General features: G+C 46.1%; 18 protein-coding genes and 2 pseudogenes. 12 read left to right on the top strand and 8 right to left on the bottom strand.

Annotated features, from left to right (window positions below; all coding sequences use genetic code 11):
* Positions 1-52: 52 nt before the first annotated feature.
* A complete protein-coding gene (locus AC5O63_RS03845; protein WP_494503979.1) occupies positions 53-928 on the bottom strand; it encodes a LysR family transcriptional regulator in 876 nt (291 codons plus the stop codon).
* Between the two features lie 157 nt (positions 929-1,085).
* Between AC5O63_RS03845 and AC5O63_RS03840 the strand changes: the two genes are divergently transcribed.
* The 3 genes from AC5O63_RS03840 to AC5O63_RS03830 all read left to right on the top strand — a co-directional run bounded on the left by AC5O63_RS03840 (position 1,086) and on the right by AC5O63_RS03830 (position 5,093).
* Positions 1,086-2,360, top strand: coding sequence for a serine hydrolase domain-containing protein (locus AC5O63_RS03840; RefSeq protein WP_494503978.1), 1,275 nt, complete (start codon positions 1,086-1,088; stop codon positions 2,358-2,360).
* Positions 2,361-2,593: 233 nt separating this feature from the next.
* Complete coding sequence (locus AC5O63_RS03835) at positions 2,594-3,289, top strand: VC0807 family protein (RefSeq protein ID WP_239854961.1); 696 nt, start codon at positions 2,594-2,596, stop codon at positions 3,287-3,289.
* Positions 3,290-3,539: 250 nt separating this feature from the next.
* Complete coding sequence (locus AC5O63_RS03830) at positions 3,540-5,093, top strand: methyl-accepting chemotaxis protein (protein WP_494503977.1); 1,554 nt, start codon at positions 3,540-3,542, stop codon at positions 5,091-5,093.
* Positions 5,094-5,147: 54 nt separating this feature from the next.
* Here AC5O63_RS03830 and AC5O63_RS03825 read toward each other — a convergent pair whose 3' ends face one another.
* The 6 genes from AC5O63_RS03825 to uraH form a co-directional block, all read right to left on the bottom strand.
* The gene (locus tag AC5O63_RS03825; protein ID WP_494503976.1) at positions 5,148-5,801 is read right to left on the bottom strand and encodes a glutathione S-transferase N-terminal domain-containing protein; all 654 of its coding nucleotides are present in this window, start codon (positions 5,799-5,801) and stop codon (positions 5,148-5,150) included.
* 22 nt (positions 5,802-5,823) lie between these two features.
* Complete coding sequence (locus AC5O63_RS03820) at positions 5,824-7,035, bottom strand: YbfB/YjiJ family MFS transporter (RefSeq protein WP_494504562.1); 1,212 nt, start codon at positions 7,033-7,035, stop codon at positions 5,824-5,826.
* 393 nt (positions 7,036-7,428) lie between these two features.
* Positions 7,429-8,790 (bottom strand): 8-oxoguanine deaminase, encoded by a 1,362-nt coding sequence (locus tag AC5O63_RS03815; RefSeq protein ID WP_171320515.1) that lies wholly within the window; start codon positions 8,788-8,790, stop codon positions 7,429-7,431.
* A gap of 163 nt (positions 8,791-8,953) precedes the next feature.
* Positions 8,954-10,360, bottom strand: coding sequence for a nucleobase:cation symporter-2 family protein (locus AC5O63_RS03810; protein WP_054961789.1), 1,407 nt, complete (start codon positions 10,358-10,360; stop codon positions 8,954-8,956).
* A 158-nt stretch (positions 10,361-10,518) separates the two neighbouring features.
* Entirely contained in the window at positions 10,519-11,862 is a 1,344-nt protein-coding gene (locus AC5O63_RS03805; RefSeq protein ID WP_004744095.1) for an NCS2 family permease, read from the bottom strand.
* 136 nt (positions 11,863-11,998) lie between these two features.
* Positions 11,999-12,352, bottom strand: coding sequence for a hydroxyisourate hydrolase (uraH, locus tag AC5O63_RS03800; protein ID WP_038197691.1), 354 nt, complete (start codon positions 12,350-12,352; stop codon positions 11,999-12,001).
* Positions 12,353-12,704: 352 nt separating this feature from the next.
* On the opposite strand from uraH, the gene puuE reads away from it, so the two are divergent.
* The 7 genes and pseudogenes from puuE (at position 12,705) to AC5O63_RS03765 (ending at position 19,204) form a co-directional block, all read left to right on the top strand.
* Entirely contained in the window at positions 12,705-13,628 is a 924-nt protein-coding gene (gene puuE / locus AC5O63_RS03795) for an allantoinase PuuE (RefSeq protein ID WP_494503975.1), read from the top strand.
* 1 nt (position 13,629) lies between these two features.
* Positions 13,630-14,145 carry a 2-oxo-4-hydroxy-4-carboxy-5-ureidoimidazoline decarboxylase gene (uraD, locus tag AC5O63_RS03790; protein WP_171320518.1) on the top strand — a complete coding sequence of 172 codons (516 nt, stop codon included), beginning with the start codon at positions 13,630-13,632 and terminating at the stop codon, positions 14,143-14,145.
* Between the two features lie 121 nt (positions 14,146-14,266).
* A complete protein-coding gene (alc, locus tag AC5O63_RS03785) occupies positions 14,267-15,253 on the top strand; it encodes an allantoicase (RefSeq protein ID WP_239854955.1) in 987 nt (328 codons plus the stop codon).
* A gap of 14 nt (positions 15,254-15,267) precedes the next feature.
* Positions 15,268-15,831 (top strand): ureidoglycolate lyase, encoded by a 564-nt coding sequence (locus AC5O63_RS03780; protein ID WP_239854954.1) that lies wholly within the window; start codon positions 15,268-15,270, stop codon positions 15,829-15,831.
* 11 nt (positions 15,832-15,842) lie between these two features.
* Positions 15,843-16,785: pseudogene (locus tag AC5O63_RS03775) on the top strand (urate hydroxylase PuuD); the annotation flags it as partial.
* 89 nt (positions 16,786-16,874) lie between these two features.
* Positions 16,875-17,144: pseudogene (locus tag AC5O63_RS03770) on the top strand (urate hydroxylase PuuD); the annotation flags it as partial.
* Between the two features lie 140 nt (positions 17,145-17,284).
* Positions 17,285-19,204, top strand: a complete 1,920-nt coding sequence (locus AC5O63_RS03765; protein WP_494503974.1) for a methyl-accepting chemotaxis protein — start codon at positions 17,285-17,287, stop codon at positions 19,202-19,204.
* 83 nt (positions 19,205-19,287) lie between these two features.
* On the opposite strand, the gene AC5O63_RS03760 is transcribed toward AC5O63_RS03765, so the two are convergent.
* Positions 19,288-20,871, bottom strand: coding sequence for a S8 family peptidase (locus AC5O63_RS03760; RefSeq protein ID WP_494503973.1), 1,584 nt, complete (start codon positions 20,869-20,871; stop codon positions 19,288-19,290).
* A 584-nt stretch (positions 20,872-21,455) separates the two neighbouring features.
* Between AC5O63_RS03760 and urtA the strand changes: the two genes are divergently transcribed.
* Together urtA and urtB are read left to right on the top strand one after the other, a co-directional pair.
* Positions 21,456-22,739, top strand: a complete 1,284-nt coding sequence (urtA, locus tag AC5O63_RS03755) for an urea ABC transporter substrate-binding protein (protein WP_004744086.1) — start codon at positions 21,456-21,458, stop codon at positions 22,737-22,739.
* A 99-nt stretch (positions 22,740-22,838) separates the two neighbouring features.
* Positions 22,839-24,464, top strand: a complete 1,626-nt coding sequence (gene urtB, locus AC5O63_RS03750) for an urea ABC transporter permease subunit UrtB (protein ID WP_494503972.1) — start codon at positions 22,839-22,841, stop codon at positions 24,462-24,464.
* Positions 24,465-24,467 lie beyond the last annotated feature (3 nt).

Below are 24,467 nucleotides of genomic sequence, written 5' to 3'. Positions count from 1 at the left end.
GCTCCCTTTTTAATCAATTTAGGATCAGGATAAATGCAGCCAGTAACAATGGCTATTCAAGCATCTTAATCAGCTGTTCACGAATGGGATCGTAAACCTTTTCGGTTGACCACAAAAGTTCGACAGACCAAGCTAGGTGGAAATCATCTTCTACATCGAAGGAGGTGATTTCTCCTGATTTAACATCAGCCTCAACCATTGAAGCAGGCAAGTTACTCCAACCAGCTCCATGTCGAGCTAACTCCCTAGCAATAAGTAGGCTATCTGAGTTAATAACGTTGTGACTATACACTTGATTCTCTACACCTAACTTACGCAGAGGTGTCATCACCACCTGAGTCATACTACGTACCGTACTTGGTGAGAGTGGCTTTCCTTTCTCATATCCGAACTGTTCTAGATAAGCTTGCGTAGCGACGCGCTGCAGCGGAAACTCCAAATAGCGAAAACCGTTTATCTGCGGAGGCCAAGAAAATGTTGCTAGTGCAAAAGCCATATCTGCTTCACCATTAACAAGGGCTGTACGCACGGATTCGGTATCGCCTGTCTTGATCGTGACGTTCACAGAGGGCATAGCACGAATCAATTGGCTAATGGACTCTAGCATACCTAACTCTATTACTGAGGTGTCTATCACAATTAAAGAGCTTCCTGTGTGACCATGAAAAATACTATTTACTTTAGTATCAAATAAATTCGCTTCGGTAAGAAAGGCTTTTGCATGGTCGTAAAGTGCTCTAGCTTGTTCGGTAGGTTCAAGGTATCGGCTATGTCTCACAAATAGATCAAAACCTAGGTAATCTTCTAATGCACTGATTTTTCTGCTAAATGTTGAGGCGTGTTGAGAGGATTTACTTGCCGCTTTAGCAAAACTTCCCTGCTCATAGACGTCTACGAATGCCGCTAAATACTCTAGGTTAAGGTTCATATTTCCTCCCATAATCGATTTGAGCGTGCGTTTTACGCATGCTTAGCGATTATGACATGAAACTAGACTGGATTAAATTCCTTCTCAGACCTTACAGATTTTATGTCAAACAATGTGTTTTAGGATAGTTCTTAATGCACTGACTCGGAGATTCAATATGAAACTTAAAGTACTCTCTCTTGCCGTCCTACTAAGCAGCACTTTTATGGCGAATGCCGCAACGTTCAGCAAACCAGACACCGCATTTGTAGAAGCAGCAACGGCCTCTGGGGTGCCTGCTGCGCTTTGGGATAATGCGGAATACGCAGCATCTACCTTCCCAAATGCGTATAAGTTCACGCCATCTTACGAGATTCAAAAGTCAGGAATTGCTCCTGAGCAGTTTAAGACTAACCAATCATTAGACTTTGACAAAATCATGGTGCCGGCAATCGATGGTGAAATGACCCTCAACGACTTTCTGCGTGATCGTGTGAAGAATCACTCAATGGTTGTTCTCAAAGGTGACCACATGCTTCATGAGCACTACTGGAATGGTATGGATGAGCACTCAACTCACCTAGATATGTCTGTCACTAAATCGTTTACAGCAATGCTTGCAGGTATCGCAGTGAGTGAGGGTAAGCTTGATATGTCTAAGCAAGTCACAGATTACCTACCTCAGCTTAAAGGTACGGCTTGGGATGGAGCTACCGTACAAGAAACCGCTGACATGCGTACCAACGTCGTACAAGAAATTCAAAAGCACAAGTCTTGGGATAATCGCATGACTGACTCTCAAGGCTGGAGCGGTAACCATGAAGCAACTTACCCGCATGGTATTAACGACTATTTCCCATTAGTGAAAGAAGTCTTTGCCCCTATGGGTTCAAAATACACTTACCAATGCATTAACACTGAAGTACTAGGTAAAGTCGTTGAAGCTGCAACAGGTGAGAAACTGGCTGATCTTCTAGAGAAGCAAATCTGGGGTAAAGTTGGCATGGCTGAAAACGCGCACTACCAAGCGGACTTCGCAGGTAACCCTGTAGCTTCTGGCGGTCTAAACGCAGCAACTAAAGACCTTGCACGCGTTGGTCGCATGCTAATGAACGGCGGTAAGAACTACAAAGGCGAGCAAGTGGTTCCTGCTGAGTTTATCAACCAAATTCTTGAAGGTAATGACGAAGTACGTGCTGCATGGCTGAAAGGTAAAGAGTCTGCTTTAGCTGAAGGCTGGTATAAAGATCAGTTCCGTGTACTCAAGACCCCTGGCCGCACTATCTTGGCAATGGTGGGTATTCATGGTCAGGTAGTGGCGATGGATTTCGATAGTGGTACAGTTGTCGCAATGAACGGTGGTTATCCTCAAACGGAGACACCACGTATGGCTATCGCTATTTTCTACAAAGCACTTCCTGCAATCTTTGCAGCCGCTGACGAAGTAAAATAACGGTTGTGACAAATCACCAATGTTACTGATTAAATCTGGTTTCGTTTCAGCGAAGCCAGATTTTAATTGGCCTCATCAGGCTATACTTACAAAGAGAGCGTTAAATTTTTATCTTCACTAATTTCATAAGTCGTTACACAACTCGACGTTTTAACGCTTTACATCTTAAGCTAAGCGTTGAACACTTCTCCCCGAAACTAAAATGAAGTGACAGAGTAGAGTCAGTAACAATTATGAGTAACACCACGACGAAAAAGTCGAATCCCCTATTCGAAATCCTGTTTAACGTATTTATTCCTTCATTCATTCTGATGAAGTTCAGCGGCGAAGAGCACCTAGGTACTGTAATGGCATTGGTTGTCGCGCTGGCTTTTCCGATTGTGTATGGCGGCATGGATCTTATCCGCAATAAGAAGTTCAACTTCATCGCCGCATTGGGCTTTATTAGTGTTTTACTGACAGGTGGTATTGGTCTGTTAGAGCTTGATACCCGTTGGTTAGCACTAAAAGAAGCGTTAATTCCTGGTCTTATTGGCTTAGCTGTTCTGGGTTCGACATTTACTCGTTACCCATTTATGCAGAAGATGATCCTTAACGACACTGTGCTAAATCTAGCGTTGATCACTGAGCGTTTAAAGGAAAAGGGCAAGACGGATGCATTCGAGCGTTGCTTAATGTCGTCAAACTACCTATTCGCGAGTACGTTTGCGTTCTCTTCTGCGATGAACTATTTCCTCGCAACTTGGATTGTGACCAGCCCTGCTGGCACGCCAGAGTTTAACGAAGAGCTTGGTAAGCTCACTCTTTATAGTTACCCAATTATCGCGATTCCTAGCATGCTGATGATGTTTGGTATCTTCTACTACGTATGGCGTCAAATCCGCGCGATGACCTCATTGGAAACTGAGCAAATTTTCCATACCAAATAAGAACATCAAGGGACGGAAACGTCCCTTTTTTTGTTTCCTTCATTCAGTGACTTAGCTAGCTTTTACTTCCCCAAAACCTGCTTCTAATCTCTTTTTATTCTTTGTTTAAGATTCAATCAGTGCATGATGGTTGAGGCAAATAACATTTGTGTCAATGCAATGGTGACAAGGCTGTAACAACATGTTACAAATCGCGAAAATCATTATAAAAATAAGTACTTATTGCTAGCCTGCTTCATTGAGAAAGATCATGACTATAAAAAGAAAACTGTTCGGCTTGACCGGACTCTCTATTATTGCGCTTATTGCCATTGTTGCCATCACGGAGATTAGTAACCTCAAGCTGCTCAAACTTGAGAAAACGCTGATAGAAGTAAAGGATATGGAAGTCTCGTTGCTAGAGATGAATCGTATCGAATATGACTTTCTCGACAAACCTTCGCCAGCTAAGTTGGAAGCCTTCAAAACGGAGTACGCGAGGTTCCAATCGTTATCAGGTTTACTAACAACGGACTTGGAAGAACTAGGGATCGTTGTTCAACAGCTACCGACATTGCGCAGCAACATCACGCTTTACAGAAAAGACTTGGAAAAAATGGCCCAACACTACGGGTCGGATGCTAATCAAGTTGAGCAGTCAAAGCAGGAGATGAAAAGTCTGTTTATAGATATCTTCACTATTTTTCATGGAATAGAAGCCACTCTCGAAGCTGAAATTGAACATGCTCAAATTGCCATAGAACGTTTTATTGCCGGTTCTGTTCTCATTGTCGCCGGGCTGATGCTATTGGGTTCATATTTCCTCATCAGAAGTGTTCAAGGCAATATCAAACAGCTGAGCAATATGATGTCTACTATCGCCAATACACATGATTTAACCTTGAAGGCAAATACAGAACGAAAAGATGAAATTGCTGAAATGGCAGGGCAACTGAACATTCTCCTTGCCAGTATGCAGGGACTCATTTCTCGGGTGCAAGGGAGTGTGAGTGAGCTTGGGGCCGCATCGACTCAATTACAGCAGAGTAGTGTTGATACCGAAGCGGCACTTAACCAACAACAGTTGGAAACAGACAGTGTTGCTGCTGCGGTGACTGAAATGGGCGAGACGATCAAAGATGTGGCGAGTACCACTGAAAGCGCAGCTGGCAACACACAAAGAAGCTATGAAAATGCTCAACTTGGCTTCGATGACATTGTGGAAACCCGTGATACCATTTCTTCTTTATCTACCGATCTTTCAACCGCAAGCGGCGAAGTGAATCATCTTCTTGCTCTGTCTGATCAGATTAGCTCAGTACTGAATGTCATTGGTGAAATTGCCGAACAAACCAACTTGTTAGCACTGAACGCCGCGATTGAGGCTGCGCGTGCTGGTGAGCAAGGACGTGGTTTTGCCGTCGTTGCTGATGAAGTGAGAACCCTAGCGGGCAAAACTCAGAACTCAACAGCAGAAATATCAGAAATCATTGGTGCGGTTCAGCAGCAAACCCAAACAGTGGTGTCTACTATCCAATCATGCAGCAGTAAGGGAGCTGATAGCGTTCATATGTCAGAGCAAGCGTTAAGCCACATTGAAGCTATTATGGAAGAGATGAAGCATATTCTAGATAGCAGTACGCAGATTGCCCTTGCTGTGGAGCAGCAAAGTACTGTGTCCGAAGAAATAGCGCGCAACGTCAATACTATCCGCGATTTGACCTACGCTAACGTGGGCGCGGTGTCTGAAAATGCGCAATCGGCAACGGTTGTCGCAGGTCAAGCGACAGACTTAACGTTGGCAATCGACCGTTTCAAAGCTTAACGGCTTTGGTTAAGTGAATAAAAAACAAAAGGGGTGTTCATCGCCCCTTTATTATTACAGCTGTCGCCAAGAAGATTCTAATGCTGAGTATTCAGGTTTTTCTGATAGCCTTTCAATGCTGACCTGTTCAAGAAGCTGGCTAAATGGTGAGGTATTTAAGAACTCATCAATATGTGTGACGACGGCATCGTCATACAAAGCGCGATGACGAAATTGGATGTATTCCAAAGCAATATGTAGATACAGCGTTGCTAAGTTTGGATCTAGATAGACCTCGCTACCTAACTCTTCCATTTCTTTGTTTAGGTTGGTTAGTGCCAAAACTATGCCTTCTTGCCCGCGTCTGATTAGCTCATTGTCTTGATCGGTAAAGCGAGGTAACACTGCGGTTCTAAAGGCGATTTCCATCAGAGTTTTCGCTGTTCCAAGGAGCTTAACTTGGTCTACATCGTTGAGCTTAACGTTCTTCAGTCTAGTTGGTTGATTGGTCTCAATTAAATACTGGCTAATGCATAAGCTCTCTGTCAGGGAGTGCCCGCTATCTAGCTCTAGGGCGGGAATTAAACAAAACGGATTAACACGTTCTAAATTGCTTGGAGAACTCCAAGGATCGACCCAAACCAATGAAAGAGAAGGGACGTTAGACAATAAAGCTGTCGCCACAACCACACGTGAAAATGGTGAAGTATCATTTAGGTAGAGTTGCATAGAAAGTCCTTATTTCATTGAGTTATTCGCTGATTGCGTTTGTTCTGAGCTGTGTTGATGTCGATAAAATGCATACAAATGAAAGTACTAGCGCACTGGCACTGAGAGCAAATAGGGTGTTGTAAGACGCAAAGTGGGTGAGAAAGTAGGCCATCAGAAAACCACCTACGCCTTGTGAAATAGCAAAAGATAACGTCATTCCGCTCCAAGCTTTGGTATGTAGCTCATAACCAACGCATTCGAGCGTGTAGGTGGACACAAGGGTGACTATCCCAGGGGTAAAAATGCCGACCAATAGGGAAGAGATAAACAACAAAATTGGATGGGTGCTGAATAAAGGAATCGCAACGCCCACCGCTTTAAAACTGAAAGCGATACATAGAGAACGCTTAAGCCCAAATTTATCTCCTAAGCTACCCGTAATGAGTGGTCCCATAGCTGCACCAACACCAAAGGTAGCCCAAAAGAACCCACCACTAGTGAATGACATGCCGAGTTCTCTAACAAGGTAATCGACCCAAAATAAAGTGTGTGGAAGATAACCAATCGCACATAAGCTGTAGGCGAGTGATATGAGGATGACATTTTTAATCTGTGGCTGTGAAAGATGAGAAAATGACGCTTGAACGTAAGCTGCATGGGTGGGGGTAATGCGAGTGTCCCATGCGTTCCAAGTCAAAATAGTGGTGACTAGCGCCACTGCGCCCATCCCTATCCAAGCGGAAATCAAATCATATGAGATAAGTGCTGGCAGCAGTGTACCTGAAAGCATTGCTCCGATACCGATACCAGAAAAGACAATGCCGCTGACTCTGGCTTTGACGTCGGAACTGAATTGGCGAACAATCACTGGCGGAGCAGCAATCATGAGTAATGCGCCAGTGACACCAGCCAAGGTACGCCAAATATAAAACCAAGTCAGAGGGGCGTCTTGCCACGAGCAAGCAAGGTAGCTGAAGCTGCTGATTAACATTGCGCTACGAATGAGCTGGCCAGAACTGAAATAACGAAGTAAAAGATTGGCCGCAGGCGCTCCGGCAATATATCCGACAAGCGTCGCTACGCCTAAGTAAGAAGCATCACTTTCGCTAAACCAACCGCTTTGAATCAATGCGGGCATCAGCGCAATATAAGCAAAACGACCTATCCCATTGCCAATGAGTGTCGCGCCCAAGCCAGCCATACTCGCTCGATTAACGATCTGTTTATTCCATAGCTGTATTGATGTGGTCATATCCGTCATTGCAAGGTGTTTTGCCACTATACTCCACGCATCGTGGTGAGCGTTTGCAAAAACCTGTTGTTCTCTACCTTGAGTCGTATGTTTTTTTGATACTCGCATTGGGTGCAAGTTGTTGCAATGGGGCTTTAGTCGCAATTTCTAATGCTAGTTAACCGAGTGGTGAAGGCTTCTAAGGATTGGGTGTTTGAATTCGCATATCTAACAAGCGTGTACTCAAAGGTAGGTTCAATAAGCTTATGTTTCAATTGTGATGGTTAGCCTGCCCGATGTTCTCGAGTGGCTTGATTATCTAATTTTAATTAGTGGGATATGGATCGGTTACAAGTAATTTTAAATGCCAGCCTAAGTTGATTTGAACTTAGGCTGGCGATGATTTAGCGCGTGTTACTCACCTAAGGCTTTACGTGCTAGCCTTGATGCTGCAGCTTTATGGCGTTCCATCAATTGATGGATGTCGACGCCAATCACTTCGCTGTTCATTACTCGCCAGTGACCAGCAACCATCACGCGGTCAGCTTGTTGAGCACCACATAACAGGAGTGCAGCAAGAGGGTCATGACTGCCTGAGAAACGAATATCGTCGAGTTTGAACATCGCAATATCGGCCTGTTTACCCACGCTTAGTTCGCCAATATCATTACGTCCCATCGCTTGAGCTGAGCCTTTGGTCGCCCAACGCAGCGCATCAAAGTGGGATACGTTTGCCGAGCCATATTGTAGGCGTTGTAAGTACATCGCCATACGTACTTCGGCAATCATGTTTGAGCCATCGTTTGAGGCCGAGCCATCAACGCCTAGGCCAACTTTCACGCCTGCGGCTTCTAAGTCATTGTTTTTACAAATTCCCGAAGCAAGCATCATGTTCGATGTTGGGCAGTGGCTAATGCCTACGCCTGCTTGGCCAAGTCTGCGGATCTCTTCATTATTGAAGTGGATACCATGGGCAAGCCAAGTTTTGTCATTTAGCCAGCCCACATCTTCGAGATAATCGACCGGGCGCATACCAAATTGTTCGACACAGAAATCTTCCTCATCCAGCGTTTCGCACAAGTGCGTGTGCATCATAACGTTCTCTTGCTTGGCGATGTGGGCGGTTTCTTTCATCAAATCTGTGGTGACGGAGAAGGGGGAGCATGGCGCAAGCGCTATTTGGGTCATTGCCCCTTCCTGTTGCTGGTGGTATTGGCGAATCAAACGGTAGCTGTCATCGACAATCGCTTGCTCGGTTTGAATGGTATGCTGTGGTGGCAAGCCTCCATCTTCTTCACCTAAACTCATTGAACCACGAGTAAAGATGGCTCTGACGCCAAGTTTTTGCGCCGCTTCGACCTGCAAGTCTATCGCGTGTTCTAAACCGTTTGGCAGCAAGTAGTGATGATCGGAAGCGGTGGTACAACCCGATAGCATCAACTCGACTAAGGCAAGCTCGGTCGCGACGCTCATCATCTCTTCGTCTAGATTTGCCCAGACGGGATACAGGCTTTTGAGCCAATGAAACAGTTCTTTGTTTAACGCGTCAGGGTAAGCGCGCGTTAAGGTTTGATAAAAATGGTGGTGGGCGTTAACGAGCCCAGGAGTGACGACATGCCGAGAGGCATCAACCACATAATCAATTGAGTGGGACGGTGTCCCATGTTTTGGGATAAGTTCGACAACTTTGTTTCCCTGAACCACGAGGCCACCTTGGGCGTCTTGCGTGTTTCCGGTATAAATTGCCAGTGGATTCTTAATCCAGATGGTTTCCATTCATAATAGTCCTTAGCCATCTCAGCCATTTCAGGGGAGAGGGTCTTAAACGTTTTAGTTACAGTTAAGCTAGCAAATACTAGCGGTGTTATTGTTGTTAAGCTCAGATTGATATCATGAGCTTAGGTCTCCTTTTGATGCCTCTGTTGTGATTAAAGTGAGTTTATTCAGTGGTCTTTGCTTCAAGTTTACTTTCTACCACTTGTGGCGCTTCATCATCAGATTTTCGAATGATCTTTTCTTCGACTTGAACCTTACTCTCTGTCAGTGCTTCACGAACTTCTTTGTTGGATGACTTAGGAAGAAGTTGATGAAGAAGAACCGTTGCTATGGTGCCAGTGGTAATGCCAGAGTGAAGAAAGTTAGCAATATCGTGCGGTAAGTGTTGAAGTAAACGAGGTTCAAAAGTTACGGCTAAGCCTGATGCCAAACCAACACAGATAACCAGTGCATTGCGCTTGGTGTCTGCGGCCATAATCAGCATGCGAATACCTGCGTAGGCAATCATGCCAAACATAACAAAGCCTACACCGCCAAGAACCGGTTTAGGGATGGTTACCGCAACGGCCGCAAGTTTAGGGAACAAGCCACCTAAAATCAGTAGTCCACCAGTTGCTGCAACAACATATCGACTCGCTACACCAGTAATGCCCACTATCCCAACGTTTTGACTGAAAGAAGCCAGTGGCATAGCAGTTAAAATCGAAGAAAGCGTACTGCCTAAGCCATCACCAAGCAGACCGCGTTGTAGATCTTTGCCCGAGATTTGTTTATTACAGTTGTTTGCTAGTGCCATAAAGTCACCCGTTGCTTCAGCAATCACGACAATATAAACCAAGCTCATGCTCACAATGGCGCTGGCTTGAAAGCTTAAACCGTATTTAAGAGGCTCTGGTCCACCAACCCAAGCGGCAGAAGTAATATCATCGAGGTTTACCATACCTAGAGACAGCGCGACGATGTAGCCGCCCGCCAGACCAATAACAATGGCAGATGCAGCAACGGCGCCTTTACAGTAAACCGAGACCGCAACCACGATGCCCAGTGAAACAATGGCTAAGAAAAGCTTTGGTAGAGTTGCAAAGTTTTCACTCGCAGCGGGCGCATCACCCACCCAGTTCATCGCAACGGGCAATATGGTTAAGCCGATTAGGGTGACAACAACGCCACTCACTACCGTTGGGAATAGTTTGCGGACTTTGTCCATATAAAAGCTAGCCACAATCACCACTAAAGAGCCGACTAAAGCCGAGCCCATAATGCTAGCGACACCGCCTTCGCGGCCAATGGCAATCGCCACACCTAAGAAAGCAAAACTAGAGCCCATGACAACAGGTAAACGAATACCGATAGGGCCGACACCAATACATTGCGCCATGGTGACGATACCCGAAGCGAGTAGGGCGGCGTTGATTAGCGAGACAATCTCTTCATTAGGCAGTCCGATGGATGCGCCAACAATGAGTGGGACAGCCACAATACCACCAATGGATGCCAGCATGTGTTGCAAAGCGAGCAGCAAGGTAATGCCGTGTGGCGGTTTTTGGTTGAGTGTATACAGAAGTTTCATTGGTTATACCTCAGAGAGAATCCATTTTTCTCTCGTAGATTGGACAATTGACTTCTACAAACTACGTAGGGTCACGAATTTTTCGTATAGGAAGCTAGCCCAAACCCATGCTCAGGCTAGTTTTCACAAGGATAATTAGGGTCATCAGACCCTAGGAATTAGATGTAGATAAGCTTAGCGACGAAGACGACAGTCAGGATGTACATTGAGATAGAGACATCTTTAGTTTTTCCTGTCGCGACTTTCAGTACTGTGTAAGTAATAAAGCCAAGAGCAATACCGTTTGCAATTGAGAAAGTCAGCGGCATCATCAGGGCAGTAATCGCTGCCGGAGCACCATTGGTAAAATCTTTCCAATCGACATGCTGCATACTGCTCATCATCACGAATGCGACGTAGATTAGTGCACCTGCCGTGGCGTAAGCTGGAATCATACCTGCCAGAGGTGAAAGGAAAATAGCGGCTAAGAATAGCGCTGCCACCACAATGGCTGACAGACCTGTACGAGCACCTGCTGCTACACCCGCTGCACTTTCTACGTAACTGGTAACAGGCGGACAACCGACACAAGCACCAGCGACACTAGAGATAGAGTCGGCCTTTAACGCCTTGCTAAGCCCTTCGATTTTACCTGTTTCTTTGTTTACCAGATGCGCACGTTCTGCAACACCCATCAGTGTGCCTGCAGTATCGAACATGTTAACGAACAAGAAGGCTAAGATGACGCTGACCATTGAGATGTTAAACGCGCCAGAGATGTCCATTGCCAAGAAGGTAGGGGCAATACTTGGCGGCGCTGCAAAGAAGCCGTTGTATTGGACAAGACCTAACATCATACCAACAACAGTGACGCTCAAAATCCCGATCAGTACCGCACCGAAAACTTTACGCTCGCTCAGTACCGCAATGATCAAGAAAGCGATAGCCGCAAGCATGGCATCAGGCTTAGTGAAGTCGCCAAGTGAAACCAAAGTGGCTGGGTTCTCTACCACAATACCCGCGGTTTTAAGCCCGATAAGACCTAAGAAAAGGCCGACACCTGCGGTCATGGAGAAGCGTAAACTCTCTGGAATACTTTCAATGATCCATTGGCGTATTTTGTAGAAGCTCATCCCGACAAATAGGATACCTGAGAGGAATACCGCGCCAAGCGCCACTTCCCAGCTGTAGCCCATTTCACTAACCACAGTGAAAGAGAAAAAGGCGTTAAGTCCCATGCCCGGCGCCAAACCGACAGGCCAGTTGGCAAAAAGTCCCATTAACAGACAGCCAATCGCTGCACCAATACAGGTTGCAACGAAGACCGCGCCAGAATCCATCCCTGAAGCCGCCATGATTTGAGGGTTAACGAAAATGATGTATGCCATAGTGGCAAAAGTGGTGATCCCCCCGATCATTTCGTTCTTAACACTGGTTCCATGTGCTTTCAGTTTGAAAAAGCGCTCTAGTAAGCCACCCGATTGGCTTTCGTTGTTAAGCACTTCTGCTTTGCTTTCATTCATGTCAGCAAGTCCTTTTGTTTTGGTGTTTCTGAAATTGAATACCGCTTTCTGCATCTTGATGGTGTTTTTGCAGACTCCAATTCTCCCGATTGATATGTATGACGTTGTTAGGGTTATCTATTGGTAATTTCTTGCCTTAACTACCTCGATAGGTAGAGAAGCTATACGGTGAGACAAGCAAAGGCACGTGGTAATGTGCACCTGTTTCTCCGAGACCAAAGCGAATCACAACGTCATCTAGGAATGGGATTTCACCAAGGTCGACGTCTTGGTTTTTGTAGTAATCTGCAACATGGAATACCAATTGATATTTGCCTGTCACAAACTCATCGCCTTCTAGTACTGGCTCATCAGTTCGACCATCGAAGTTGGTGGTGACCGTTTTAATCTTGGTCAGGCTGCCCTCTTCAACACGGAACAGCTCAACTTGAATATTTGCACCGGGAACGCCGTGCATTGTATCCAATACGTGTGTAGTTAATTTGCCCATAATTGTTATTCGCGCCCAGCGCTCTCCTTAGCGTTTATTGATTTTAAATTGTATACAAAGTTGTTTTAAACTTGCTTCTGTTACCTATATATGTACACAAAATATCCGGATAGTAAAGCTCGATGTTATAATTTTGTTACTAACGAAAGTGAGCAAAAATCAGTTTTGTGAGATTGAGCTAGATACCTATTTGAGCCTAAGTGTACATAACTTATTGATAAAATAGCTTTTGTTTACGCAAATTAACTTTAACAACAAAATCTTTACATTAAGATAATTTATTGTATACAATGAGTGTGTGAAGTTTGAGAAGGCATAAAGACAAAGTGTCTTGTATTTAAGGAGAGCCTGAATGGATAAGGATTATTCACGAGACCTGATTGGCTATGGGGCGAATCCTCCTCACCCTAAATGGCCAGGTGGTGCTCGTATCGCCGTGTCGTTTGTGTTGAATTACGAAGAGGGTGGTGAACGCTGCCTTCTACATGGGGATGATGAGTCCGAAGCCTTTCTGTCAGAGATTCCAGCCGCGCAGCCGATTAAAGGTGAGCGACATATCAGCATGGAATCTATCTATGAGTATGGCAGCCGCGCAGGTGTGTGGCGTGTGTTAAAGCTGTTTGATGAGTACGAGATTCCATTGACCGTATTCGCAGTTGCGATGGCGATTGAACGTCATCCAGATGTCGCAGAAGCTATGGTTCAAGCGGGACATGAGATTTGTAGTCATGGCTATCGCTGGATTGATTACCAATACATGGATGAGTCGCAAGAGCGCGACCATATGATGAAAGCGATTGAAATCATCAAAGAGATCACCGGTGAAAGACCGCTTGGTTGGTATACAGGTCGTACAGGGCCAAATACCCGCAAGTTAGTTGCAGAAGAAGGTGGTTTCTTATATGACTCAGATGCGTATGACGATGACTTGCCTTATTGGCATACCGAGGCGGGTCAACCTCAGTTAGTGATTCCTTACACACTTGATGTCAACGACATGCGCTTTGCCACTGTGCAAGGGTTTAACTCGGGTGAACAGTTCTACCAATACCTAAAGGACACATTCGATACTTTATACGCTGAAGGTGCGACAGCGCCTAAGATGATGTCGGTTGGTCTGCATTGTCGTCTGATCGGTAGACCGGGTCGTATCGCATCGCTAAAGCGCTTCCTAGATTACGTTAAACAACATGACGATGTGTGGTTATGTCGCCGTGTTGATATCGCTCGTCATTGGCACGAGCATCATCCATACACACCAAAAGAGGGAAAATAACATGACTGAATTTCGTTTTTGCAAACCATCTCAAATGGAACGTACGGAATTTGTCTCCCACTTTGGCGATGTGTATGAGCATAGTCCATGGGTGGCAGAAGCCGTCTACGATCAAGGGCTCTCAGATCAGGATAACTTTGTTTCAAATCTGCATTTAAGAATGGCTGAAACGCTATTAGACGCAGAGAAAGCAAAACAACTTGCACTTATAAATGCTCACCCAGATTTAGCGGGGCGAGCAGCAATTAACGGCGAACTTACTGCCGCATCCACAGCGGAACAAGCTGGCGCAGGCATTGATCAGTGCTCAGCGGAAGAGTTCGAAAAATTCACTACGTACAACGACAGTTACAAAAGCCGCTTCAACTTTCCCTTCATCATGGCAGTGAAAGGGGCCAATCGTTACCAAATTCTTGAATCCTTCGAGAAGCGATTAGGCAATGATAGTGACACTGAGTTTGCTACTGCGATACAGGAGATCAACAAGATCGCACTGTTTCGCCTACGAGATATGTAAGTCACGGAGATGGCGACTGTTTCGTTCTGATATCGATTGATATCTGCCCGACGAAGGGCATAGAGCTCTAGATGAGCATACTCACTTAACCTATTTTTGAATAATTGGAAGGATAAAGGACATGTCCTTAGATATTGAACAATACATTAACCTTGCTGACGATAAACTTGGCGCAGAAGCTATCTACGCTACCGACGACTTTTTTGCCGATAAGAGCCGACTTTTGCGCCGTGAAGCACCAGAATGGAAAGACGATCTTTACGATGATAACGGCAAATGGATGGATGGCTGGGAAAGCCGCCGTAAGCGTGGTGAAGGCTACGATTACTGTGTCATTCGCCTAGGTCTTGCAGGCACGATTGCGGGTGTTGATATTGATACGTCTTTCTTTACGGGTAACTTCCCGCCGTCGGCTTCGATTGATGCCTGTTACTCCCCAGACGGTGATCCAACCGACGCAACCGAGTGGCAAGAGATTCTGCCTTCTATGGGTTTGCAAGGCGATCATCATCATCTTGAACAGATCGAAAGTGATGAAGTGTTTACTCACTTACGTCTCAACATTTATCCAGATGGTGGCGTTGCACGTTTACGCGTTTATGGTCGACCTAGCGTTGATTGGGATCGCATCGATAGTCAACAAAAAGTCGACCTTGCTGCGGTTGAAAATGGCGGTCGCGCTTTGGCGTGTAGTGATGAGCACTACGGCAACAAGTCTAACATTCTGGGCCCAGGTCGCGGTGAGAACATGGGTGATGGTTGGGAAACAGCCCGTCGTCGTACTCCGGGTAATGATTGGGTGATTGTCGCGCTGGGACATGCAGGCAACATTGACCGAGTGGTTGTCGATACAGCCCACTTTAAAGGTAATTTCCCAGATAGCTGCTCAATTCAAGCTGCGTATGTCAAAGGCGGAACGGACGATCAAGTTGCAACTCAGAGTCTCTTCTGGCGCGAACTCTTACCTGCGCAAAAGCTCAAGGCACATGATATTCACGAGTTCAGTTCAGAGGTGAATGATCTTGGCGCTGTGACTCATGTTCGTCTCAATATTTTCCCTGATGGTGGTATCAGCCGTTTACGTTTGTTTGGCACTAAAGCGAAATAAGCGAGGGAAGCAATATGAGCAATGGAATTCGCCGTTTAACCATCGAACCTTTGACCAAGCAAGCATTTGCTGAGTTTGGGGATGTGATTGAAGTAGACAATAGTGACTACTTTATGATCAACAATGGCTCGACTCGTCGTTATCACAAGCTAGCGAGCACCGATGTACAAGAACAAGGTGGTGAAGCCATCATCAGTATCTTTCAAGCGACGCCGCTTAGCTATCCGTTAACGATAAAAATGTTAGAGCGCCATCCTTTGGGATCGCAAGCTTTCGTTCCGTTGCTTGGTCAACCGTATCTTATTGTTGTTGCGCCAAAAGGGGATCAGCCAAATCTGAAGTCATGCCGAGCGTTCTTGAGCAATGGACGTCAAGGTGTGAACTACCACAAAGGCGTTTGGCATCACCCAGTGTTAGCCCTAACTGACCAAGATCAGTTTCTTATCGTCGACCGAGGCGGTGAAGGGCATAACTGCGATGAAGTCTACTTTGAGAACGACTTAGTCTCACTGCATTTGGACGATCTACCGAGCAACAACAAGCTGGAAGAAAAACAGCGCATGGAACAAGCGCTGTAAAGGAGTAAATTATGGATCCACATATCACGGAGTGGTTGAATCTAGCGATTCGCTGGGTTCACATGATAGTTGGCATCGCATGGATTGGTGCTTCATTCTACTTTGTTTGGTTGGAGAACAACCTAAACCGGGTTAACCCAAAAACGGGCCTTTCTGGTGACCTTTGGGCGATTCACGGCGGTGGTATTTATCACCTAGAAAAATACAAACTTGCGCCACCAGAAATGCCAGAGCATTTGCACTGGTTTAAATGGGAAGCGTATTTCACTTGGATCACCGGTGTGCTGCTATTGGCAGTGGTTTACTACTTAAACGCTGAGATCTATTTGATTGCACCGGGTTCGGGCTTATCACCAACGACGGCAATTGCCATTGGTGTCGGTGCTTTGGTTGCTGGCTGGTTTATCTATGACTTGTTGTGTGATTCACCACTAGGTAAAACACCAATGCTATTAGGCGCGGTTCTATTCGTACTCTTAGTTGGCGCGGCTTATGGTCTAGCTCAAGTCTTCAGTGGTCGCGGCGCTTATATTCACGTTGGTGCAATCATCGGTACGATTATGGTCGGTAACGTGTTCCGCGTTATCATGCCTGCACAGCGCAACTTAGTGAGTGCTATTGAAGAAAACCGCGAGCCAGATCCTGCGCTACCAGCGAAAGGCTTACTGCGTTCTCGTCACAATAACTACCTAACCTTGCCAGTGCTGTTCATTATGATCAGTAACCACTTCCCGAGCACCTATGGCTCGGAGTACAACTGGGCAATACTCGCAGGTTTGGCGATCTTCAGTATCTTAGTGCGCCATTACTTCAATACTCGTCATGGTAGCCAGAAATTCGCTTGGACGGTTCCTGTAGCTGCATTAGGTATGGTGACACTTGCGTTTGTCACCTCACCGTATGCTAAGAAAGCGGCAGCACCAGTGGCTAAAGCGCCTGTTGCGGTTGAAGCGACTGCGCAGCCGGAAGTAAGCTCTACAGACACTGTGGCAGCAACATCAGAGAGCCTTGAGCAAACAGGTGCGTCGGCATCGGAATCTGCGGCGCCTAGCGGTGTGAGTTTTGCAGCAATCAACAAGGTTATTCAAGAGCGCTGCTCGGTATGTCACTCAGCAACGCCAACCCATGCTGCCTTTGCCGCTGCGCCAGCCGGAGTGATCTTAGATACACCTCAAGAGATTCAAGCCAATGGTCCACGTATAGCGCAAACCGTAAATACTAAATACATGCCATTAGGTAATTTGACCCAAATGACAGATGACGAACGTGTTCTGGTTGGCAATTGGGTAGAACAAGGGTCAGTAATCAACTAACCCAATTTATCTTGCTTTTCGGATTGCAAGCCCGATAAGCGTGATTCATGCAAACGTGGTATTTCCCGCTATTTATCTCAAGTGAGATCCCCCGGCCCCTGTTCCGGGGTTTTTTATACCGCTAAAAGGAGTTACAAGTGATGGCAACTGCATTAAGTATTCGACACAAGACTATCTTGGCTACGGTGATGGCAGTGATCCTTGTCATAGTGGTGCTAATTAGCATTACGGTCAGTCAGGGGCAGAAGATTATCCTCGACAAAACTTATTCACAGCAGATGCCAGCGGCGTTGGGAGAGGTCAGTAACCAAATTCAGCTGGAGCTAGAAAAGCCGTTGGTTGTTGCTGAAGTGATGTCTCAGCTACAACCACTTACGGATTTTGACGGTCAAGATAGTGGACAAATCAGTGCACAACTCGCCTCGATCAAGCAGCAGTTTAATGCCTTAACCGCCTTTTTCGTTACCACTGTCGACGACAGCTACTATTTGCCAAGTGGAAAGCTCAAATCTATGTCGAGTTCATCAGCGGATGACCAATGGTTTTATGGTTTTCTCAATGGCGATAAGCAGGTCGAGCTGTCGATTGATATCGATGATGCTACAGGCATCGCAACGGTTTTTGTTAACCACGTTGTGATTAGCCAAGGCCGCCGCGTTGGAGTGACGGGGATTGGTCTGTCGCTCGAAAATTTAGGCAATACTGTTGCTAACTACTCTCTAGGCGATTCAGGTCGACTAATGTTGGTCGACAAGAGCGGTGAGGTGATGGTGCACCCTAGTACGCAGCAAGTTGGAAAGCAGTTGGCTGATATTGGTCTTGGTGCATTGACGCCTGATCTGCAAACTTTAGCTGGAACAGCGCCTGTTATACATGAATCAAAGCTTGAACAAACATCGACGATCGTTGGTTTGATGGCTCTGCCACAACTTGATTGGGTGTTGATTTCTGTTCAACCGACAGCTGAAGTGCTCACCGAGATTAACCATTTCATTGAAACGATGATTTGGGTCGGCGGATCTGTAGCGCTGCTGTTCATCATTATCAGCGCATATATGACGAATATCTTGCTTAAACCACTCTCAACCACAGCACAACTACTGCTTGAAATTGGTGGTGGCGGCGGCGATCTAACTCAACGATTGGATGAAAGTCGCCGTGATGAAGTCGGTAACATTGCCAAGGGGTACAATCAGTTTGTCGCCTATATGGGCAATGTTTTACAAGAAATAGAAAGAGCGCGTAAAGAACTGGTTGCAACCATCAATCAGATAGATCAACAAGCTAACGAAATGAAACAGCAGATCCATGGTCAAGAACACAATATTGACCAGGTAGCAACTGCGGTTCATGAAATGAGCGCTAGCTCTGAAGAGATTGCTAATAACGCTAACCATACTTCAGACAACGTCCATAAAACCACTTTAGAGGTGAAAAACGGACTCAGCTCAGTGAGCAAAACATACGCACGCACTGAAGCTATGAGCCAGCAGTTAGAGCAGAGCAATCAAAGTATCGGAAAGCTATCTAATGATATCAATGCCATTGATACAGTACTGGATGTCATTAGTGGTGTATCAGAGCAAACTAATCTACTGGCATTAAACGCTGCTATCGAAGCGGCACGAGCAGGTGAACAAGGCCGTGGCTTTGCTGTTGTTGCCGACGAAGTAAGAACATTAGCGTCTCGAACCCATGAGTCCGCCAGTGAAATTCGTACCATCATAGAAAACTTACAGGGGCTTAGTAACACAGTCGTTAGCGAAGTCAGTCAGAGCCACAAAATTGGTAGTGAGTGTCTCACCGCAGCTCAAGAGTCTGAACATCACCTTGCCTCTATCAGCACTATTGTTGAGGAGATCAATCAACTCAGTGCACAGACTGCCACCGCAACAGGTCAACAGTCTCAGGTGATCAATGAGATTGCACCGCACGTCGAAAGTATTGCCGATGTAGCAAAAAGCAATACTGAGATGGTCACGCAAACATCACAACACTGCGTTAGTTTGAAGAAAAATGCAGAATCTTTAAGTCAATTGGTGGCTAAGTTTAAGTTTTAGCATTGCAGTGAGAGCAACAAGTTATACTAAATGGCCAGCAGTAAATCTGTCTGGCCATTATTGTTAAGTTAGAGTGCGATCAACTAGTGGTTAGCCACTACGCTAACACCACTGAAACTGCTGTATCCGTTGAGCATAATGTAATAACGACCACTTTGGGTGTTAGAGACAGTACAAGTTTCATTGTTACCGTAACGGTATGGTCGGCAATCCCAAGAGCTAGTGGTAGGTTTAGCACCATAGCGGAGGAACAAGTCTGCATCACCGCTACCACCACTTGTTGTGACAGTAAGGGTTTGACCTGCAGCTACATCAATATAGAAATGCTTCTGGTCACCACGAGAGCCGCTAATTCCAGATACAGGGACTCCATTTTTGAGTTCGCCGTCAGGATTTGGAGTTGTACAGTCAGGCTCACAGCCACCATCTGTTTGGCTATAAAGCAGTTTATTCACTGTACCGCGTGTGTCGCTCACTTTATCGACACTTGCTCTCTCGCTAATCAGAGCTGCCACTTGTGCTGGAGAGAGAGAACTGTTTTCTTGAAGGTATAAGGCTGCAACACCGGCGACATGTGGCGTTGCCATAGACGTGCCACTGATTGTACGGTAGCCGCCATCATACCAAGCAGACTTAATGCTCGATCCCGGAGCAAATACATCAACACAGCTGCCCCAGTTAGAGAAGCTAGAGCGGCTATCATTACTTGTGGTTGAGCCAACAGTTACACCGCTAGGTTCACGTGCAGGAGACGAATTACAAGCGTCAGCATTAGAGTTACCAGCCGCTAGCATAAAGCTAATACCTGATTGAACAGCGTTAGCAACAGCTCTATCGAGCGCGGTAGACACGCCGCCACCTAAGCTCATGTTGGCGACTGAAGGGCCCGATGCGTTGGCTGCAACCCAGTCAACACCACCAATTACCCCGGAAGTTGAACCTGAACCGCTACAACTCAAAACGCGGACACCGACAATATTGACGTTCTTCGCCACGCCATACTGTGTACCGCCGATGGTACCAGCAACGTGGGTTCCGTGCCCATTACAGTCCGTCGCATCACTGTCATTGTCGACAAAGTCGTAGCCTGATGTCGCGCGACCACCAAACTCTGCGTGCGTTGTCGTTACCCCGGTATCTATGACGTAAGCCGTGACACCGGAACCATCGTAGTTATAGTTGTAACTATTATTCAGTGGCAGACTACGTTGATCAATCCTATCTAGCCCCCAAATGGCGTTGCTTTGATTGGCATTCGTTGAAATCACAGGATCGATAGAGATCACTCGATCTTGTTCGATAAAATCAACCTGTGCGTCTGAGCGAAGTGCGTTGAGCTGTTGTGGTGACAGGGTGGCAACAAATCCGCTGATTGAGCGGTCGAACACTTTACTGATTTGCAGAACGTGCTCGTTCTCTAAGCTGGTAACGGCTTGTTGCGTAAATTGTTGCATCGCTTGTGGGTTGTCATTGCTGAGCGATAAAGGTTGCTTTAACACGACAATATATTGGTTCTGTATTCCTTTGTTTTCTGATGCCATCAACAGCGGGGCAAGTATTTCACTTTCTGGCTGGCTAACCTGGACCTCTATTTGTTCTGCTATGGCAGTGCTAGAGATCACTGAAAGTGAAGAGGCGATACAACAACTTAATAGTTTCTTAAACATTTAACTTTCCTTTGAATGGTATAAGAGATTGTTGAACATGGCCTACTACAAACAACAAGCATGTTTTGTCGATTCTTATGTCTATAACGGAACCCGTCGACACTCCTCAAAAATATCTCCATATGCAATCATGTTCATTTTAAATTTGGTTGGCGTTATAAATTTGAGTGCCATTTACTAGATTTTTGAAATTGATAGTAAGCTAAGTTCATATCGGTTGGCTGAATGTCAAAGGTCGGCATTATTATGCTGCTGTTTATTGAAATAGTGCTATATACCTCTACTTAGTGATAGATATGTAGATTTATCACTGGATGGGCTTGTGTGGGCGGTTAACGGATTTCGTTGAGGAGGATGATTTTTCGAGTCATCTCTCCAAATTGGTGAAATTGAATATGTAATTGCACTAGTATGCAGCGATACGCTGTCTCTTAGTTGCACCAAAATAACAAGGCGAAATTTTAATCTTATAATTATCAATAACTTGCCTGTTTTTGGTGTGAGCGGGCAAATTGGCATCGATTTTGGATTTGTTTCCTTAGGAAAAAAGAATTGAATAACAATTCACTATAAGGAGATATCCAATGAACACGAAGTTCAAACTCAAGCTTGCAGCAGTAGGTACCGCATTAGCCTGTATGTCAGGAGTGGTGAGCGCCGCCGACACCATTAAAGTCGGAGTATTGCACTCGCTTTCAGGCACCATGGCGATCAGTGAAACCACATTGAAGGACACGGTTCTGATGCTGGTGGAAGAGCAAAATAAAAAAGGTGGCCTACTAGGTAAAAAGCTTGAGGCGGTAGTGGTCGACCCTGCTTCAAACTGGCCGCTGTTTGCAGAAAAAGCTCGCGAGTTGATTGAAAAAGAGCAAGTCGATGTGGTGTTCGGTGGCTGGACATCCGTATCGCGCAAATCTATGTTGCCGGTATTCGAAGAACTCAACAGCCTACTTTTCTACCCTGTTCAGTATGAAGGTGAAGAGTCGTCGAAGAATGTGTTCTACACTGGTGCTGCGCCAAACCAACAAGCGATTCCAGCGGTTGACTACCTAATGAATGAACTTGATGTTGAGCGCTGGGTACTGGCCGGCACTGACTATGTATATCCACGTACTACCAATAAAATCTTAGAGTCTTACCTCAAGAGTAAAGGGGTGAGCGAAAAAGACATCATGATCAACTACACGCCATTCGGTCATTCAGACTGGCAGTCGATTGTTTCTGACATTAAGAAGTTTGGCGCTGAAGGCAAAAAGACCGCTGTGGTTTCGACCATTAATGGCGATGCCAACGTCCCTTTCTATAAAGAGCTTGGCGCTCAAGGTATCTCTTCAGAAGATATCCCAGTTGTAGCTTTCTCTGTTGGGGAAGAAGAGCTGTCTGGCATGGACACCTCTCCGCTTGTCGGCCACTTAGCGGCATGGAACTACTTCATGAGCGTCGATACGGAGAAAAACGATGAGTTCGTCGAAACGTGGCAGAAGTTTATCGCCAGCGAAAAGCGTGTGACTAACGATCCTATGGAAGCGCACTACATCGGCTTTAACATGTGGGCGCAAGCGGTCACCAATGCAGGAACGACAGATCCTGAAGCTGTGCAAGATGCGTTGATTGGCGTGTCTGTACCAAACTTGTCAGGCGGTTACTCAACTATGCTACCTAACCACCATATCACTAAGCCTGTGTTAATCGGGGAAATCCAAGATGATGGTCAGTTCGATATTGTTTGGGAAACGACGGGCCTTGTAGCAGGCGATGCTTGGTCAGAGTATCTCCCTGAATCGGCGAAACTCTTCTCTAGCTGGTCGAAGCCGTTTTCTTGCGGTGCGTTTAATGTTGAAACCAAGAAGTGTTCAGGGACCAATTAAGACTCAACACCCCCAATCAATAACCTGAAAAGTTTGGCGCTGCATGTGGTAACGCAGCGCATTTTTATTGCCATAAATTCTAACGCAAGGATGCATATCATGACGACCGTATTACGGATGCTCTGTGTGCTCGTTTCTGTGCTTATTGGATTAACGACAGCGTCGGCCGAGAACGTTAAGCCACTGACTCAAGACTCTTTCTTCCAGACGTTGACTGGAAAGAACACACACGAAAAGCAGCAAGCGGCTAGCTGGCTTGCCTCAAACTATTCTCATGACATAGCCAAGCCCATTCTAGAGGCGTGGCTGAATGGACAGCTCTATTACCTTAAAGATCATAAACACGCTCAGCATCAGCAGCTATTTATTATCGAGAGTGCTCAAACAGGGGCAGAGGCGAGACAGGCTTGGATTAACGATCCTCTGATCATTGAAAACAAGCGTAAGTTTAAAAAAATAAAAGTGAACAACAAACTTCGTGCTTACCTTCGTACTGAAATTGCATCACTTGGTCTTAACAGCGAGGACTCAGAGGTTCGCAAGCAGTCAATAAAAGCGCTGACAGGTAATCCTGAAGCAATCGACAAGCTCAGCGCATTACAACAAAGCGAAACTAACGCAGAGATCGTTGCTATGTTGGCGTTCGCTATTGCGATTGACGCGGCGCTTGACCCCAAGGCCTCCAATCGCATTGATGCTGTCGAGTCTATCTCTCAATCCAATCAACCGATTGTTCTTAAAACTCTTAACACGATTTTGGCGCAAGAGACCGACCCACAACTCATTGCGGCCGCAGAGCGTGGTTTACAAGACTACCAGCAAAGCCAGCGACTCTACGCAGGTGTCGAGACGTTGTTTTTTGGGCTAAGTCTTGGCTCTGTATTGGTACTGGCGGGAATCGGCTTAGCGATTACTTTTGGGGTCATGGGCGTGATCAACATGGCGCATGGTGAGTTGATAATGCTTGGGGCTTATACCACTTATGTGATGCAGCAACTTCTTCCGGCGCATACCGGTGTGGCGCTGATCTTATCGATTCCTATGGCATTCCTGGTGTCAGGATTAGTTGGGATCTTGATTGAGCGCAGCGTGATTCGCCATCTGTATGGGCGACCTCTTGAAACGCTATTGGCAACCTTCGGTATCAGTTTGATTCTTCAGCAAGCAGTTCGCTCTATCTTCTCTCCGTTAAACCGTTCGGTAAGTACACCAGATTGGATGGCGGGCGCGCTAGAAATCAACCCTATGCTGTCACTGACTTACAACCGCCTCTACATCATCTTGTTCTGTGCCATGGTATTTCTGGCTTTAGTGATGATCTTGAAGAAAACCCCCCTCGGATTACAGGTTCGTGCCGTTTCGCAAAACCGCCCGATGGCGAGAGCTATGGGGATTCGTTCTGAGCGTGTCGATGCGCTGACATTTGGTTTAGGGGCGGGTGTGGCAGGTGTGGCAGGCGTAGCTCTGTCTCAGTTGACCAATGTTGGGCCAAATATGGGCCAAGCCTACATTATCGATTCCTTTATGGTGGTGGTGTTTGGTGGCGTAGGCAACCTTTGGGGAACGCTGGTCGCTGGATTAGGTTTGGGACTGTTTAATAAGATCTTAGAGCCATGGGCCGGAGCGGTACTGGCTAAGATTCTGGTGCTGGTGTTTATCATCTTATTTATTCAGAAGCGACCAAGAGGATTGTTCCCTCAACGTGGTCGCGCGGCTGAGAGTTAAGGA

The sequence above is a fragment of the Vibrio sp. SCP2 genome (genome assembly GCF_059295395.1).
Note: the sequence above shows the minus strand (reverse complement) of the source record. Positions and strands in the feature narration are given on the sequence as shown.

What these genes read in the sequence shown, in the direction of transcription:
- AC5O63_RS03840 (WP_494503978.1), top strand. Translation starts at nt 1,086, where the DNA reads ATGAAACTTAAAGTACTCTCTCTTGCCGTCCTACTAAGCAGCACTTTT.
- AC5O63_RS03820 (WP_494504562.1), bottom strand. Translation starts at nt 7,035, where the DNA reads ATGACCACATCAATACAGCTATGGAATAAACAGATCGTTAATCGAGCG.
- AC5O63_RS03830 (WP_494503977.1), top strand. Translation starts at nt 3,540, where the DNA reads ATGACTATAAAAAGAAAACTGTTCGGCTTGACCGGACTCTCTATTATT.
- uraH (WP_038197691.1), bottom strand. Translation starts at nt 12,352, where the DNA reads ATGGGCAAATTAACTACACACGTATTGGATACAATGCACGGCGTTCCC.
- AC5O63_RS03815 (WP_171320515.1), bottom strand. Translation starts at nt 8,790, where the DNA reads ATGGAAACCATCTGGATTAAGAATCCACTGGCAATTTATACCGGAAAC.
- urtA (WP_004744086.1), top strand. Translation starts at nt 21,456, where the DNA reads ATGAACACGAAGTTCAAACTCAAGCTTGCAGCAGTAGGTACCGCATTA.
- AC5O63_RS03805 (WP_004744095.1), bottom strand. Translation starts at nt 11,862, where the DNA reads ATGAATGAAAGCAAAGCAGAAGTGCTTAACAACGAAAGCCAATCGGGT.
- urtB (WP_494503972.1), top strand. Translation starts at nt 22,839, where the DNA reads ATGACGACCGTATTACGGATGCTCTGTGTGCTCGTTTCTGTGCTTATT.
- AC5O63_RS03760 (WP_494503973.1), bottom strand. Translation starts at nt 20,871, where the DNA reads ATGTTTAAGAAACTATTAAGTTGTTGTATCGCCTCTTCACTTTCAGTG.
- AC5O63_RS03765 (WP_494503974.1), top strand. Translation starts at nt 17,285, where the DNA reads ATGGCAACTGCATTAAGTATTCGACACAAGACTATCTTGGCTACGGTG.
- AC5O63_RS03845 (WP_494503979.1), bottom strand. Translation starts at nt 928, where the DNA reads ATGAACCTTAACCTAGAGTATTTAGCGGCATTCGTAGACGTCTATGAG.
- puuE (WP_494503975.1), top strand. Translation starts at nt 12,705, where the DNA reads ATGGATAAGGATTATTCACGAGACCTGATTGGCTATGGGGCGAATCCT.
- AC5O63_RS03825 (WP_494503976.1), bottom strand. Translation starts at nt 5,801, where the DNA reads ATGCAACTCTACCTAAATGATACTTCACCATTTTCACGTGTGGTTGTG.
- uraD (WP_171320518.1), top strand. Translation starts at nt 13,630, where the DNA reads ATGACTGAATTTCGTTTTTGCAAACCATCTCAAATGGAACGTACGGAA.
- alc (WP_239854955.1), top strand. Translation starts at nt 14,267, where the DNA reads ATGTCCTTAGATATTGAACAATACATTAACCTTGCTGACGATAAACTT.
- AC5O63_RS03810 (WP_054961789.1), bottom strand. Translation starts at nt 10,360, where the DNA reads ATGAAACTTCTGTATACACTCAACCAAAAACCGCCACACGGCATTACC.
- AC5O63_RS03780 (WP_239854954.1), top strand. Translation starts at nt 15,268, where the DNA reads ATGAGCAATGGAATTCGCCGTTTAACCATCGAACCTTTGACCAAGCAA.
- AC5O63_RS03835 (WP_239854961.1), top strand. Translation starts at nt 2,594, where the DNA reads ATGAGTAACACCACGACGAAAAAGTCGAATCCCCTATTCGAAATCCTG.